Here is a 14139-nt window from a genome sequence, read left to right on the forward strand (position 1 = left end):
GACCAGTACCGCATGCATCAGGAGCTGGCCGTGCTCGTCAACCAAGACTTTTACGAAGGCCAGCTGCGCTGCCCACAGCCCTGGCAGGCCGCCCCGATGGACCGCACCGCCTGGCCCGCCGGGACTGATGATTTCACGGCCGCGCTGCGCCGCCAGCGAGTGGTTTTTGTGCCCACCCAGCGCCAGCCCGAGGATTTGTCCATGAAGGAATCGGCCCAGGAAGCCGAGCTGGCCGCCCGCGCCGCCGCCTACGTGGCCCAAGGCTACGGCCCCGATTTTAACCCCGAAACCACGCTCGGCATCATCGCCAGCTACCGCAATCAAGCGGCCCGCATCCGCGCGCGGCTGGCCCAGTTGGCCCGCGAGCTGGCCCTGCCCGCCCTCGCCCAAATCAGCGTTGACACCGTGGAGCGCTACCAGGGCAGCCAGCGCGAGGTCATCATCGTGAGCTTCTGCTGCCACCACGAGCACCAGCTGGAGCTCATGGTATCGCCCGACGAAACCGGGCAGGTCGACCGCAAGCTCAACGTGGCCCTCACCCGCGCCCGCCAGCAGCTCGTGCTGCTCGGCAACGCGGAAATGCTGAGCCGCGCCCCCCACCACGCGGCCCTGCTGGCCCGGGTGCGGTAGCGCGGCTCCGCGTCATCCGTTTATTAACCCGTTCTACTTGATATCCACCACTTCCACCTCGAAGCGCAAGGCTGTATTGGGGCCGATGCTGGTGGAAGCGCCCTGCACGCCATAGGCCAGCGCCGACGGCAATAGCAGCTCTGCCTTGTCGCCTTTGTGCATCAGGGCAATGCCCTCTTCAAAGCCCGTAATCAGCTGGCCGCGCCCAAAAGTGAAGGTTGTCGGCGTGTTGTTGCGCAAGGACGAGGCATCGAACACCGTACCGGTGGCATCAAACAAATGGCCGGTGTACAGCATCGTAACCGTGTTGCCAATGGTCGGCCGCACGGCGCTGGCGTTGGTCGTAACGGGCAGAAAGTAGAGTCCGGAAGCCTGTTTCTGAGCAGTGGTAATGTTTTTGGCGCTCAGGTAGCTCGTAATCAGGTTGTCATCATACACCGGCACGTTCACTACTTCCACCTCGAAGCGCAGGACCGAATTTGCCGGAATGCTGCCTACCGCCTTCGTGCCGTAGGCCAGCCCGGAAGGTATCAGAAACTCTGCCTTATCGCCCACGTGCATCAGGGAAACCCCTTCATCAAAGCCGGGAATAACCTGGTTCGCGCCCACCACAAAGGTCAACAGGGGGTTGCTGTGCTTGGAAGAAGCATCGAACACCGTGCCAGCCGCATCCAGCAAATGGCCGGTGTACAGCACCGCCACCGAGGAGCCGATGGCCACTTTAGCAGCCGCAGGGTTCGTGCTGACCGGGATAAACTGCAGGCCGGAAGGCTGTTGCTGAGCGGTGGTAATATTTTTGGAAGCCAGGTACTTGGTGATGGTTTCCTGGTCAACCCCGCTGTAATCCACGACTTCGGGGTCATCCTTCTTGCAGGCGGTGGTGAACACGCCGGCACCGGCCAGCATCATCAATAAGAACAGGCGCGTAAATACGGCGGAAAAATAGGATTTCATAGGCTGGTTTTTGGGAGTAAAAATAGGGCATTAAGGTCCGTAGAACATGAATTTGCTATCCGGCGTTCGCGTTTTTTGCTAGGGCAATGGCCCGCGCGGTCGCAACTTTCCCCAGCCGAATTGAGCTTAAGCCGGCCTCAAGACCCAGCATCAGCCCTATTCCCAGCGTGTAGGCCAGCAGGTCGACCCACTCAAACTGGCTGCCCAGCACGATGCGCGCCACCCGCGAATGCTGCCAGCCCAGCCAGCTCAGCAGGTGTACATATTGTAATGTCTCAATTAGATAAGCCGTGAGCAGCACCCCCAAGGCCACTTTCCCCGGCGCGGCCGTCAGCATACCCCGGGCGAGGCAATAGAGGAAAATGGTGGCCAGAAAATCGCCGGCGTAGGGCCGAATGATTTTATCATGTATGTACAAGGCGATAAAAACTTCCAGCAGGAATAATAAGCTGGCTGCCAGTAAATAATGCTTCCGAATGCGAATCATGCGACGATTAAAACCGATGTGTGTAATCAACCGTGGCGCATCGGGCACCGGCGAGCCTGCTGCATGGCCACCGCCGGCTCGGCCAGCATCACCGGAGCCGCGTCCAGCGCCTGAATCCGGTACAGATATTCCGTCGGCAGCATGGCATTCTTCGCCGACTGGCTCACCCGCCAGCGCCGCGTAAGGCGGTAGAAAACCACGGCTGGGCTTATGAAAACACCGACTGGTAATTGCAAAAGCTGCCGCACCCGGGCTGGCACCACCAGCCCCTGCACCAGCCGCAGCAGCCGGTAGCGCGGCCCGCCCAGGTGGCGTCGGTATTGAAAATACAAGTCTGCGGTGTAATTGCTGGCGGCCGTGTCGCGGGCTAGGTGCAGCTCGCGGGCGGCCCGCCATTCGGCGTAGGAGGTAGGCAAATCGGGCACGCCCATCCGCCGTCCCACGCGGCAAAACACCGCCACAATCTCCTCGCGCTCGGCCTCGGTCAGGGGCCGTTCCAGCACCTCAAAAGCCCGCATGGAGTAGCCGATGAGCATAAACAGCACGTCGCGGTAGGCCCAGGCCGGAATGGCCTGCCCCCGGCGCGCCTCCACCGCCGCGTGGATGGCGGCAATGCTGTCGATGGCCCGCTCGGCCCCGGCGCGGTCGGCAAACACGATACGGCGGGCGTATTCAACCGTGGAAAAGAGCCGCGCCAGCGGGTCGGCGGGCAGGCGGCCGGTGAAGTAGAGCCAATCCACCGCCTTGTTGAGAGCGAACTCGGCTGCCGCCCCGGCAAAGATGAACAGCACCGTATCGGCAGTGCCCCAGATGCGGCGCACGATGGAATTGGGGGCTACGAAGTAATCCATGTTGTATTGCTGACGGAGGTAAAATCAGAACACCGGGCGGAGGTCTGATAATTCTGGTGCAAATTTATGAAGAACTTTGTAATTCAAAGTAAACTTCCCGAATTGGCTTGATATGAGTAGGGAGCGGGGCCTGCCCCCGCCCGTCGTTGAACAGCTACTTAAGCCTCGTTCAACGACGGGCGGGGGCAAGCCCCGCTCCCTACACCTTGTTTCTATTGCGGCTGCAAATCAGATTTTAGCCTTCCCAATCCGGCTCAGCTATCTGCTGAGCAAGTCGGGCACCGCCTTTCCAACTGTCGCCACCTTCGGCCGCTTGTAGAAATACAGTATCAGCAGCGGCAGCAGCGTCAACTCGGCCACCACGCCGAACAGCAGCGTCAGTCCAATCAGCAGCCCGACGTAGAACGTGCCATCGAACTTCGAGAACAGCAGCGTGGAGAAGCCGCCCACCAGAATGAGCGAGGTGGTAATAACGGCCTTGCCGGCCAGCAGATACGTGTAGCGCACCGCCTTGAAGATGTCCGGTTCCTTGCCCAGGGTGAGCCGCAGCTTGCTGATAAAGTGAATGGTGTCATCAACCGCGATGCCGAAGGCGATGGTGAAAATGATGCTCGTGCTCACCTTCATGTTCACGCCGGCCAGGCCCATCACGCCGGCCACGATGATGATGGGCAGCAGGTTGGGAATGAGCACCACAATGGTCATGCGGAAGGATTTGAACAGCGCCAGCACGATGAGCGTGACCATCGCCACGTCGATGGCCATGCCCTGAATCATGTTCAGGGTCAGGTTTTCGTTGTTTTTGTCGATGAGGTTGGACGAGCCGGTGAGGCGGGTGCGCAGCACGGTGCTGTCGGTGCTGGTGCGCAAGTAGCGGCGCAGGGCGGCGTTCAATTTGTCGGCCCGGATGCTGCCCACGTCGGCCATGCGGCCGGTGAGGCGGCCGGCCGAGCCATCGGGCAGGGCCAGGGCGCTGAACTCGGGCCGCTTGCGGAACTGCCGGAGCTTGCCGCGCAGACTGCGCAGTTCCAGCGTGTCGGCGGGCAGGCGGTAGTCGGCCAGGCCGCCGCCGTGCAGGGCCTTGCGCACCGATTTCACCAGTGTGACGGGCGAGGCCGCGAAGCGCAGGCCGTAAGTATTCGCCAGATAGCCTTCGATTTGCTCGGTCTGGCGTAGCACCCCCAGGTCGTAGATGTCGCGGCCGGATGCGGGTTTCAGCTCCAGCTCAAAGGGCCGCACGCCGGCAAACTGCCGGTCGAAAAAGGCGAAATCCTGCCGCACCGGGTCGCTTTTGGAAAGGTCATCGAGCAGCGAGGAGTTGATGTGCACCCGCGTGGCCAGCCCGATGGAGGCCGCCAGCACCAGCCCGCTCAGCGTAAATATCAGCCGCCGCCGCACCAGCACCTGCCGAAACAATCGCCCCAGCACGCCGTCCCAGCTGTGGCCCTGGCGGCGCGGCTCGCGCAGTTGGGGCTTGCCCAGCAGCACCAGCATGGCCGGCAGCAGCGTGAAACTGAGAATAAAGGCCAGAATAACGGCAATGCCCGTGAACAGCCCGAAGTTGTGAATGGGCCGAATCGTACTCGTCATCAGCGTGAAAAAGCCCAGGCTGGTAGTGAGCGCCGACAGCCCTGACCCAAACCCCGATTCCTTAATCGTGACGCGCAGCGCGTCCTTCTTGCTGGCCCCGTAGCCTAATTCACTCACGTAGCGGCTGATGATGTGAATGGTGTCGCTCATGCCCACCACAAACAGCATGAGCGGGAGCAGGGCCGTCATCAAATCGATGCTGACCCCGAACGCGGCCATGATGCCCAGGCCCCACAAAATGGCCCCCAGCACCACCACCAGCGGCAGCACCACGCCCCACCACGTCCGAAACGTGAGCCACAGCAGCCCCGTCACCAGCAGCACCGACAGCGACATAAACACCACCAATTCCCACTTCAGCCGGTCCACAAATACGGATTGCGCCACGATGCGCCCCGCGAAATGCACCCGCTCCTCGGGAATGTGCAGGCGGGCCAGGCCGGCACGCAGGTTGGTGAACAACGTGTCGCCGGGCGGCTTTTCGAGGTCGGGCGTGAGCTGGAGCACCAGGGCCAGTGCGCGGGCATCGGGGCTGAACACGTTGCCGATGAGGCCGGGCGTGTGGTAAATCAGGACGGAGTCGGCGGCGCGGCGGGCGGGGTCGGCGCGGTAGGCGTCGGGGTGCAGGTAGGGGAGGCTGAACACGCCGAGGCCCTCCACCACGGTGTTGGCCAGCGTGGTGGGCGAGGTAACGTGTAGCACGTTCTTTTGCCGGGCGGCCAGGCGGGTCAGAGAATCAACCTGGGCCAGAAAAGCGGGGTCGAACACGGTGCGGCCGGCCGGGGCTTCGAGGCCCAGCAGCAGGTAGTCGTTGTCGTTGCCGAAGCGCTGGGTGTAGCCCTGGTAGTAGTCCAAGTCGGGGTCGCCGGCAGGGTAGAAGTCGTTGAAATTGTAGTTGAACCGTAGCTGGGCGACGAAGAAAGCGCTCAGGGCCGTGAGCAGGCCCAGCACGAGCAGGGTGGTATGGGCGTAGCGACGAAGGGACATCGGAGGGCCCCCGCGCCCGGCCCCCGCCGGGCGGGACCCGGACGGGCGGCAATTCGTGAGCAAAAAGGAGAATCAAACTTCCATACGCCCCACCCCTCAAAATGTGCGGCAGCGGTGTATCTTAGAGCCTGAAAACCGTGCGTTTTCCCCTTTTGTTTCCCCTCACCCCACTTCGTTTATCATGAAAAATACCCTGCTCGCCCTCGCCCTGTTTGCCTTCGCCGGCACCACCGCTTTCGCCCACGACGGCCACGACAAAGACGGCAAAAAAGGCAAGAAAGAAACCTGCACCAAAGACATGAAGGCTTCGTGCACCAAAGACATGAAAGGTGGCATGGCCGGCGGCTCGTGCTGCATGAAAGGCGGCAAAACCGCCAGCGTGAAGCCCGCCGCCAAGTCGGAGGCTGCCGCCAAGCTCTAATCACCGCCGGCTCCGGCCGCCGCTGAGAACCAAAAAAGCCGCTTCGGAAACGAGGCGGCTTTTTTATTATCCAGAAATTCATAAGTTTACCCAGTTTTCTACCAACCCCAAAATTTATGGAGCTTATTGACCAACTGACTAATCTGGCATCGCGCGCTCAGAAGCAGATTACGCATATTCAGACCGAAGAAGCCACGAAAACAGCGCTGGTAATGCCGTTTATCAATGCTCTCGGCTATAATGTGTTTGACCCTACGGAAGTTGTGCCAGAGTTTATTTGCGATATCGGCACGAAAAAGGGTGAGAAAATTGACTACGCCATTATGCGCGATGGCAAACCAATCATTTTAATTGAGTGCAAACACGTTGGCAGCGACCTCAATATCAACCATGCCAGCCAGTTATTTCGGTATTTCCACGTAACCGAAGCGCGGATTGCAGTTCTCACCAATGGACTTGTGTACCGGTTGTTCACCGATTTGGAACAGCCAAATAAGATGGATGAGCGGCCTTTTCTGGAATTCGACCTCGCCAGCTTCAATGAGAACGATGTTGCTGAAATCAAAAAACTCAGTAAAGCCAGCTTCAACATTGAGGATATGCTTTTTGCCGCATACAACCTCAAATACATGCGGGCTTTCAAAAAATATTTTGAAGAGCAATTCACCCAGCCGTCGGCCGATTTTATAAACTTCGTTTCGAAGCAGGTGTACGAAGGTGTGTTAACTCCCAAGCTCAAAGAGCAATTCAGCATCTTGGTGCATCGCTCGTTTCATCAGTTTCTGAATGACAAAATATCCATGCGATTGCGGTCAGCAATGATTGATACCAGTGGGCAGAGCTTATTGGTGAACGACGTGCCGGCAGCACCAGTAATGGAACCGACGGTTGGAACTGATACAGATGGCAAGGAAAAAGATATTGAAACGACTGTTGAGGAGACGGAAGGCTTCATGATTGTGCGAGCCATCCTCCGTAAAACCGTTCCGGTTAATCGGGTGGTAATGCGGGACGTGCAATCCTACTGCGGCATTTTGTTGGATGATAATAACCGTAAGCCCATCTGTCGGCTTCATTTCAACAGCAGCAAAAAGTATGTGACGCTGTTTGACATTGAAGGAGGTGAACGAGTCGATATTACCTCGCTCGATGACTTGTATGGCATGGCTTCCCGGATTCGAGCCGCCGTGCAGAAACATGAAACGAAAGTGGCTGTTTAGTTAGTCATTGGCTTTTATACAGATGAGGAAAGCTGCCTGAACGGGCAGCTTTCTTTATTTTTGAGGGCACCGTTACGTCCCCACCCCATGCGCCAATACCAAGCCCTGCTTCGCCAAATCCTCGACACCGGCACCGTGAAAACCGACCGCACGGGCACCGGCACGGTGTCCATTTTCGGCCCGCAAATGCGGTTCAACTTGGCCGAGGGCTTCCCGCTGGTGACCACCAAAAAGGTGCATTTGAAGAGCATCATCCACGAATTATTGTGGTTCCTCAAGGGCGATACCAACATTGCCTACCTCAAGGAGCACGGCGTAAAAATCTGGGATGAGTGGGCTGATGCCAACGGCGACCTCGGCCCCGTGTACGGCCACCAGTGGCGCTCCTGGCCCGACGGCCACGGTGGCCACATCGACCAGATTGCGCAGATTATCCAGCAGCTCAAGACCCAGCCCGACTCGCGCCGCATCCTCGTTTCGGCCTGGAACGTGGCCGAATTGCCCGAGATGAAATTGCAGCCTTGCCACGCCCTGTTCCAGTTCTACGTGGCCGATGGCAAGCTCTCGTGCCAGCTCTACCAGCGCTCGGCCGACGTGTTTCTGGGCGTGCCGTTCAACATTGCCAGCTACGCGCTGCTCACCCTCATGGTGGCCCAGGTGACGGGCCTGCAACCCGGCGAGTTCATCTGGACCGGCGGCGACACTCACCTCTACAGCAACCACCTCGACCAAGCCCGCCTGCAGCTGGAGCGCGAGCCCCATCCGCTGCCCCAGATGCACATCAACCCGGCCGTGACGGATATTTTCGGGTTTCAGTACGAAGACTTCAAGCTGGAAAACTACGAGCCGTGGCCGGCCATCAAAGCGCCGGTAGCCGTATAGGCGGCACATGAGAAATGGCGCGCTGGGAATGATGTTGGGGGGATGCGCGCTGCTGGCGGCCGGCCCGGCCCGGGCGCAATATGCCGCGCCGGGCTTCCCCATGCTGCCGCAGGGCCGCCTGCCGGTGGTGAAGGCTCCCGCAAAACTGCAGTCGCCCATCCTGCCGCGCTTCTGGCACGAGGCCGACCCCGGCAAGCTGGCGGCGGGCCGCACGGAGTTTTTCGCTTTCGTATCGGAGCACGCCAAATTCCCGGACGGGGCCAAGCCCACCGCCGCGCAACCCAGGGCCCCGCTGCCCACCGGCCGCCTATTGGTGCGCGTGCTGGTGCGGCCCGATGGCTCGGTGCGCCAGCCGCCCCGCGTGATGCGGCGCGAGCTGGCCCTGCCCGAAAGCGCCTACCCGCCCAGCGCCATTCAGGCTCTTGATGCCGAGGCGCTGCGGGTGCTGGGGGCCTTGCGCTTCGTGCGTTCCAAATCGGCGCAGGACTCGCTAATTGTGCCCATGCGCTTTATTGAGCAATAATGGGCGGCCGATAGGGCTGCATCAAACCGTTGATGCCAGCGCGCTCCATAAAGCATCAATTAACGGGCTCGAATCAGAGAAAGTAGCGTCGGCTACTTGCCGAATCACCCGTAGGGCCGCCACGTTGGCCGTGAAAACGGCATCGGCTGCTAGAAGAGCTTCTGGCTCAAATAACCCTTCGGAACACTGAATGCCTGCCGCCTGCGCCGCCCGGAGCACCTGCGCCCGGCGCACGCCCGCCACGCAACCGGTTTCAAGCGCGGGCGTGAACAGCACCTCACCCTTCACCCAGAAAATAGCCGCCGCACCCGCCTCAGCTACGTGTCCGCCAGCATCACAAAGAATGATTTCATCCAGCCCGCGCTGCTGCCGCTCGTGGGCGGCACGCACATAGAGCCACGCCTGCGGGCCTTTGCAAAAGCTCAGGGGAGAGAAAATAGAATGGGTTTCCAGCGCGAAATCGGCTTTGGCGATGGGCGTTTCATCCGGCACGAAGGATTCGGCGGTAGCCAGCCATTCGGTGGCCCCGGTGTTGGGGGTGTAGCGGCCGCCGCCGGCGCGCCAGAGCTGCAGGCGCAGGCGGGCGGCGGGCAGGTGGCTGGCGGCGGCAAGGCGGGCCAGGGCGGTTTCGAGGGCTTCTGGCGTGGCGAGCGCGGGGGGCAGGGTGAGGTAGAGGGCGGCGGCGGCCCGGTGCATGCGCTGGCAATGGTCGGCGGCGAGGCGCAGGCGGTTGTCGGCGAAAATCAGGGTTTCGAAAAAGCCATCGCCGAAGGCCAGGCCCCGGTTGGGCAGGGGCAGGGCGGCGGTGGGCAGCAGGTGGTTGTTGAGCAGCAGCATGGGGCGCAAGGTAGGGCCGGCCGCCGGCCCAGGCCCACAAAAAAAAACGGACGAGCCCGTGGGCCCGTCCGTTTTTGGCTGATGACAACCGGAGTAACTTATTGCACCTGCACGCGGCGGGTCACCAGGCCTTCGGCATAGGTCACGCGCAGCACGTAGTTACCGGCAGGTAGATTTTCAATGGCCATATTGGCCGGGGCGATGCCGTTGAAAGACTGGTGACGCACGGTGCGGCCCAGCACATCGAGCAGGTCGAGGGCCTCAGGGTGGGCGCTGGCGTCGGGGGCCACGGTGAGAGTGGTGTGAGCGGGCACGGGCCAGGCTTCGGTGTGGTCGGCCACGGCCTGCGGGGCCTGCACGTGCAGCACGTTGCTGGCCGTGAGGCGGGCCAGGGCCATGGCCGGCTGGCCGTTGATGGTGGTGAAGCTGCCGCCCACCATCAGGGTGCCATCGGGCTGCACCAGCAGGGCGCGTACGGTGCTGTTGGGCACGGCAGTGGCCGCAAATGTGGCATCGGCGGCCCCGGTGGGCAGCAGGCGGCCCAGGTTGGCGGGCAGGCCGGTACCGGTGAACGAGCCGCCCACCAGAATGCGGTTGTTGGGCTGCACCAGCAGCTTATACGCGGTGCCACTGAAGGCGGGCGGGGTAAAGCCGGTGTCGTGGGTGCCGTCGGAGTTGAGGCGGGCCAGGCTGCTGCGGGAAGTGCCGCCCACGGCCGAAAACAGCCCGCCGACCACTACTTTGCCATCGGCCTGCACGGCCATATCGTTCAAGCCCGAATTGACGGCAATGGTGGTAATGGGCGTTTGGACGAAGCTGGCATCCTGCGCGCCGGTGCTGCCTAGGCGAAGTACGGTTCGGTAAGAAGTTCCGCTTGTGGGCGTGTAGTTGCCGGCTATCAGCAGCTTGCCATCGGGCTGTAGCGCCAGCGACTGCAAATAAGCAAGGCGCCCCGAGCTCAGCGTTGGCACAAATGACGCATCGGCCGAGCCATCAGTCATCAGCCGCCACAGGCTGTTGTTGAGAGTACTGGCGTTGTTGCTACCCACCAGTACGCGGCCGTCGGGCTGAAGCAGCATCTGGGAAATGGACCGGCCGGCCACGCTTGGCGCGCTGAAGCTGTTGTCGAGGCTGCCGGTGGCTTGGTAGCGCTGCACCGCCGCAAAGGTGGCCACCAGCACCCGGCCGTCGGGCTGCAGGGCCAGCCGCGTAACGGGGGAAACAATAGGCGCACTCAGGGCGAAGCTGCCGTCGAGGGAGCCATTGGGATTGAACCGCGCCAGCCGCCGCACCGTCTGGCCATTAATCTCGTTAAAGCCTCCGCCCACCAGCAGCTTGCCGTCGGCCTGCCGCACGATTGAGGTGATGACGCCCGGTGACTGAATCAGGGGCTGAAACGACGTGTCAAGGGCCCCGGTGCTGGTGAGCTGCACGAGGGGCTGGTCGATGACTCCGCTAAAACTGTTGAAGCTGCCACCCACCATCACCCCGCCGCTCGCCAGCAGTGTGAGCGAATAAGGCTGGGTATTGGGGACGGTGCTGGTCTGAAAAGTGGCATCAACGGTGCCATTGGTATTGAGGCGAGTCACCCCGGAGCTGCTTGGCGTGCTGCTAACCAGGATTTTGCCGTCGGGCTGCAGCACGATGGCATCGCCGTAGAAGGAATACACGGAGTAGGGCACCTGGAGCTCAGTGGGTGGCGTGAATGAATTATCGATGCCCCCATCAGGCAGCAAGCGCATGAGCCCGTTGGCCGCGCCGCCCAGCGGGCTCAGGTAGCCGGATGCCAGGATTCGGCCGTCGGCTTGCACGGCCAGGTTGTAGGCCGCATCGTACTGGGAGAGGTGGGCATCGAAAGTGGAGTCAAAGCTGCCATCGGCGTTTAGTCGGGCCAGGCCGTTGCAGGTCACGCCATTATAAGCGGTGAAAAAACCGCCAATCAGGAACTTGCCGTTGGCCAGGGGCACCACGGTGAGGATTTCATCATTGGCCCCGGTGCCCGCGTTGAACGTTGCATCGACCGTGCCCGTGGCGTTGAGCCGGGCAATGTAGTTGGTGGTCGCGCCATTGAAATGGTCGAAGTAGCCCACCACCAGCAGCTGGCCATTGGGCAGCGGCAGCATGTAATCAATGCCTCCGGCTGCGCCATTTATCTGGGGGCCGGTGCCGGGGTTGAGGGACGCATCGGCGGTGCCGTCGGCATTGAGGCGCAACAAGCCGTTGCGGGTGATGCCGCCCGCCGTCACGGGACTGCCAAAACCCGTCAGCAGGAGCTGGCCATTGCTCTGTCGCACCACCCGGAACATTTGCGAAGTGGTGCCAACATTCTGCTGGAAGGCTGCATCCTGCGTACCATTCGGGTTGAGGCGCGTCAAAAAGCTGGTCGCTACGCTGTTAATCCGGCTGAACCCGCCCACCACCACGCGCTTACCATCGGGCTGTTCCAGCGCCGAATACACCGTGCCCGGACTGTAAATGGACGCCGGCGTGAAGCCTAAGTCCAGGCTCTGGGCCGCCAGCGGCTGGCTACTGCCGCCGCCCACGAGCAGAATAATCGCAACAAGTAGATTTTTTTTCATTAGGAAAAATGTGATTTTGAAAGGATAATGATGTGAGATTGATGGAGTATTCGGTGGTGAATATTTTACTAAATTAATCCAAACTTCTTGCCCGGCAATGCCCGCACCACCCCCCGAAACTCCAGGGCCAGCAGCAGCGAGGCTACGGCATAAATGGCAATCTGGGCTTTCCAAGCCAGCTCGTCCATTTGCATTTCGCGGCCGGGTGCCGCCGCCAGCACGGTTATTACGGCAAATTCCTCGACCGTGAAATCTGTGGCTGAATAAGAGGAAACGGGCTTGAACTTGCCCGACTGGTGCAGGGCCGCGTCCCAGTTCAGGAGCTGCTCCAGGTCGCGGGGCTCGGCGTAAAGGGCAGCTTTGTTGTCCCGAATCAGGGCATTGCAGCCGGCCGAGGCAGCCGAGCCCAGGTTGCCGGGCACAGCCAGGACGTCGCGGTCGTAGCTCAGGGCCAGCTCGGCGGTTATCAGCGCGCCTCCTTTGATGGCGGCTTCCACCACCACGGTGCCGTCGCTCAGGCCGGCGATGATGCGGTTGCGGGCCGGAAAGTTGTAGCGGTCGGGCGGCGTGCCAAAGGGAAATTCGGTGAGCAGGCCGCCCTGTTCGCGCATTTTCTCGGCGGTTTTGCGGTGCGCGGCGGGGTAGATGATGTCCAGCCCGGTGGCCATCACTCCCACGGTTTCGAGGCCTTCCTGCAGGGCAGCGCGGTGCGCCATGATGTCGATGCCGTAGGCCAGGCCGCTCACTACCAGCGGCCGGTGCGGCAGTAGCCCGGCGATGATGCGCTCGGTTTGCTCGCGGCCGTAGTCGGTGGCCTGGCGGGTGCCCACGAGGGCCACGGTTTTGGGCGCGTTGAGGTCGGCGGTGCCCTGATAGTAGAGAATGGCCGGCGCGTCGGGAATCAGCTTGAGGCGGCTGGGAAAGCGCTTGCTGGTATAGAACAGGATTTCGACGCCATCCTTTTCGGCCTTCTTCAAGTCGGCTTCCGCTTTGCGAAACGCCTTTTCGCGCTCCGGCCCGGTCAGGATTTTGATGGTGGCATCGCCCACGCCGGGAATGCGGCGCAGCTTGCCGGGCGGCATCATCAGCACGTTTTTGGCCGCGCCGCCGTAGCTCATCAGCTGCCGCGTGAGTTGCGGGCCGATGCCGGGTAATAGCGTAAGGGCCAGCTCGTGGAAAAGGGTGTCGTTGGTAGAAGCAGGCATGGAAGGCTATTCAGCAACGTCGGGGTCGGCTTTGCCGGCCGCTTCCACTTCCTTCTTCAAACTCATCAGAAACGCCCGCACCTTCTCCAGACTCTGCACCACGTCAATCTTATCCTTGAGCTGCGGGCCTTTCTGCTTGAGCATGTCGCGCGCGCCGGGGATGGTGTAGCCGCGCTCCTTCACCAAATGGTAGATGGTGCGGAAAACCTCGATGTCCTGCGGGGTATAGAGGCGGTTGCCCTTCTTGCTGCGGCGGGGGCGCAGCTCCTCAAACTCGGTTTCCCAGAAGCGCACCAGCGACTCGGCCACCTTGAACTGGGCGGCTACTTCGCCGATGGTGAAGTACTGTTTCTCAATGCTGCGCTCTTTATAGGGCATATGGCTACCTTTGCAAATACTCCGAAAAGTAGCCTAAAATTCGCAGCTATGCGCAGTGGTGGGCTTATTTGGTGGAGATAATCCAACGGTTTCTCATCTTTCGCCAACTCCGGGTTGGTGCTTCCTATGTCACTCCCCACCGCTTCCGCTGTTCGCCAGCAGTTTCTCGATTTCTTCGCTTCCAAAGGCCACCACATCGTGCCCTCGGCCCCGATTGTGGTGAAGGACGACCCCACGCTGCTGTTCATTAACTCGGGCATGGCCCCGTTCAAGGACTATTTCCTGGGCAACAAGCCCGCGCCCTACAAGCGCATTGCCGATACCCAGAAGTGCCTGCGCGTGAGCGGCAAGCACAACGATTTGGAGGAAGTAGGCTACGACACCTACCACCACACCATGTTCGAGATGCTGGGTAACTGGTCGTTCGGCGACTACTTCAAAACCGATGCCATTGCTTGGGCCTGGGAGCTGCTGACCGAAGTGTACAAGCTGGAAAAAGACCGCCTCTACGTCACCTATTTCGAGGGTGATAAAGCCGATGGCACCGGCCCCGACACCGAAACCCAGAACCTCTGGCGCCAATACACCACCGACG

At 61.0% G+C, this 14139-nt stretch carries 14 protein-coding genes; 6 read left to right on the forward strand and 8 right to left on the reverse strand.

Annotation, left to right across the window (positions count from 1 at the left end):
• The coding region (locus tag AAFH49_RS21505; RefSeq protein WP_342301446.1) for a C-terminal helicase domain-containing protein at positions 1–630 on the forward strand (630 nt) is incomplete at its 5' end.
• Between the two features lie 33 nt (positions 631–663).
• Here the strand turns inward: AAFH49_RS21505 and AAFH49_RS21510 are convergent.
• The 4 genes from AAFH49_RS21510 to AAFH49_RS21525 all read right to left on the reverse strand — a co-directional run bounded on the left by AAFH49_RS21510 (position 664) and on the right by AAFH49_RS21525 (position 5499).
• Entirely contained in the window at positions 664–1584 is a 921-nt protein-coding gene (locus AAFH49_RS21510) for an FKBP-type peptidyl-prolyl cis-trans isomerase (RefSeq protein WP_342301448.1), read from the reverse strand.
• A gap of 55 nt (positions 1585–1639) precedes the next feature.
• A complete protein-coding gene (locus AAFH49_RS21515; RefSeq protein ID WP_342301450.1) occupies positions 1640–2071 on the reverse strand; it encodes a ribosomal maturation YjgA family protein in 432 nt (143 codons plus the stop codon).
• Between the two features lie 26 nt (positions 2072–2097).
• A complete protein-coding gene (locus tag AAFH49_RS21520; RefSeq protein ID WP_342301452.1) occupies positions 2098–2922 on the reverse strand; it encodes an oxygenase MpaB family protein in 825 nt (274 codons plus the stop codon).
• A 258-nt stretch (positions 2923–3180) separates the two neighbouring features.
• Positions 3181–5499, reverse strand: a complete 2319-nt coding sequence (locus tag AAFH49_RS21525; protein ID WP_342301454.1) for an efflux RND transporter permease subunit — start codon at positions 5497–5499, stop codon at positions 3181–3183.
• A gap of 181 nt (positions 5500–5680) precedes the next feature.
• On the opposite strand from AAFH49_RS21525, the gene AAFH49_RS21530 reads away from it, so the two are divergent.
• The 4 genes from AAFH49_RS21530 to AAFH49_RS21545 all read left to right on the forward strand — a co-directional run bounded on the left by AAFH49_RS21530 (position 5681) and on the right by AAFH49_RS21545 (position 8545).
• Positions 5681–5920, forward strand: a complete 240-nt coding sequence (locus tag AAFH49_RS21530; protein ID WP_342301456.1) for a hypothetical protein — start codon at positions 5681–5683, stop codon at positions 5918–5920.
• 116 nt (positions 5921–6036) lie between these two features.
• The gene (locus AAFH49_RS21535) at positions 6037–7140 is read left to right on the forward strand and encodes a type I restriction endonuclease (RefSeq protein ID WP_342301457.1); all 1104 of its coding nucleotides are present in this window, start codon (positions 6037–6039) and stop codon (positions 7138–7140) included.
• A gap of 87 nt (positions 7141–7227) precedes the next feature.
• Positions 7228–8022, forward strand: a complete 795-nt coding sequence (locus tag AAFH49_RS21540) for a thymidylate synthase (protein ID WP_342301459.1) — start codon at positions 7228–7230, stop codon at positions 8020–8022.
• 28 nt (positions 8023–8050) lie between these two features.
• Positions 8051–8545, forward strand: coding sequence for a hypothetical protein (locus AAFH49_RS21545; RefSeq protein WP_342301461.1), 495 nt, complete (start codon positions 8051–8053; stop codon positions 8543–8545).
• A gap of 21 nt (positions 8546–8566) precedes the next feature.
• On the opposite strand, the gene AAFH49_RS21550 is transcribed toward AAFH49_RS21545, so the two are convergent.
• The 4 genes from AAFH49_RS21550 to AAFH49_RS21565 all read right to left on the reverse strand — a co-directional run bounded on the left by AAFH49_RS21550 (position 8567) and on the right by AAFH49_RS21565 (position 13544).
• Positions 8567–9382: an aminotransferase class IV gene (locus AAFH49_RS21550; protein ID WP_342301463.1), complete on the reverse strand. Its 816-nt coding sequence runs from the start codon at positions 9380–9382 to the stop codon at positions 8567–8569.
• 98 nt (positions 9383–9480) lie between these two features.
• Entirely contained in the window at positions 9481–11961 is a 2481-nt protein-coding gene (locus AAFH49_RS21555) for a T9SS type A sorting domain-containing protein (RefSeq protein WP_342301465.1), read from the reverse strand.
• Between the two features lie 68 nt (positions 11962–12029).
• Positions 12030–13166, reverse strand: coding sequence for a DNA-processing protein DprA (dprA, locus tag AAFH49_RS21560; protein WP_342301467.1), 1137 nt, complete (start codon positions 13164–13166; stop codon positions 12030–12032).
• A 6-nt stretch (positions 13167–13172) separates the two neighbouring features.
• Complete coding sequence (locus tag AAFH49_RS21565) at positions 13173–13544, reverse strand: MerR family transcriptional regulator (protein WP_342301469.1); 372 nt, start codon at positions 13542–13544, stop codon at positions 13173–13175.
• 126 nt (positions 13545–13670) lie between these two features.
• On the opposite strand from AAFH49_RS21565, the gene AAFH49_RS21570 reads away from it, so the two are divergent.
• Positions 13671–14139: alanine--tRNA ligase-related protein (locus AAFH49_RS21570; protein WP_342301470.1), on the forward strand; the 469-nt coding region annotated here is incomplete at its 3' end.

It is taken from the genome of Hymenobacter segetis, assembly GCF_038448715.1.
Taxonomy (GTDB): Bacteria; Bacteroidota; Bacteroidia; order Cytophagales; family Hymenobacteraceae; genus Hymenobacter; species Hymenobacter segetis.

Coding starts and splice junctions, on each gene's coding strand:
- AAFH49_RS21510 (WP_342301448.1), bottom strand. CDS start 1,584: ATGAAATCCTATTTTTCCGCCGTATTTACGCGCCTGTTCTTATTGATG.
- AAFH49_RS21515 (WP_342301450.1), bottom strand. CDS start 2,071: ATGATTCGCATTCGGAAGCATTATTTACTGGCAGCCAGCTTATTATTC.
- AAFH49_RS21520 (WP_342301452.1), bottom strand. CDS start 2,922: ATGGATTACTTCGTAGCCCCCAATTCCATCGTGCGCCGCATCTGGGGC.
- AAFH49_RS21525 (WP_342301454.1), bottom strand. CDS start 5,499: ATGTCCCTTCGTCGCTACGCCCATACCACCCTGCTCGTGCTGGGCCTG.
- AAFH49_RS21530 (WP_342301456.1), top strand. CDS start 5,681: ATGAAAAATACCCTGCTCGCCCTCGCCCTGTTTGCCTTCGCCGGCACC.
- AAFH49_RS21535 (WP_342301457.1), top strand. CDS start 6,037: ATGGAGCTTATTGACCAACTGACTAATCTGGCATCGCGCGCTCAGAAG.
- AAFH49_RS21540 (WP_342301459.1), top strand. CDS start 7,228: ATGCGCCAATACCAAGCCCTGCTTCGCCAAATCCTCGACACCGGCACC.
- AAFH49_RS21545 (WP_342301461.1), top strand. CDS start 8,051: ATGATGTTGGGGGGATGCGCGCTGCTGGCGGCCGGCCCGGCCCGGGCG.
- AAFH49_RS21550 (WP_342301463.1), bottom strand. CDS start 9,382: ATGCTGCTGCTCAACAACCACCTGCTGCCCACCGCCGCCCTGCCCCTG.
- AAFH49_RS21555 (WP_342301465.1), bottom strand. CDS start 11,961: ATGAAAAAAAATCTACTTGTTGCGATTATTCTGCTCGTGGGCGGCGGC.
- dprA (WP_342301467.1), bottom strand. CDS start 13,166: ATGCCTGCTTCTACCAACGACACCCTTTTCCACGAGCTGGCCCTTACG.
- AAFH49_RS21565 (WP_342301469.1), bottom strand. CDS start 13,544: ATGCCCTATAAAGAGCGCAGCATTGAGAAACAGTACTTCACCATCGGC.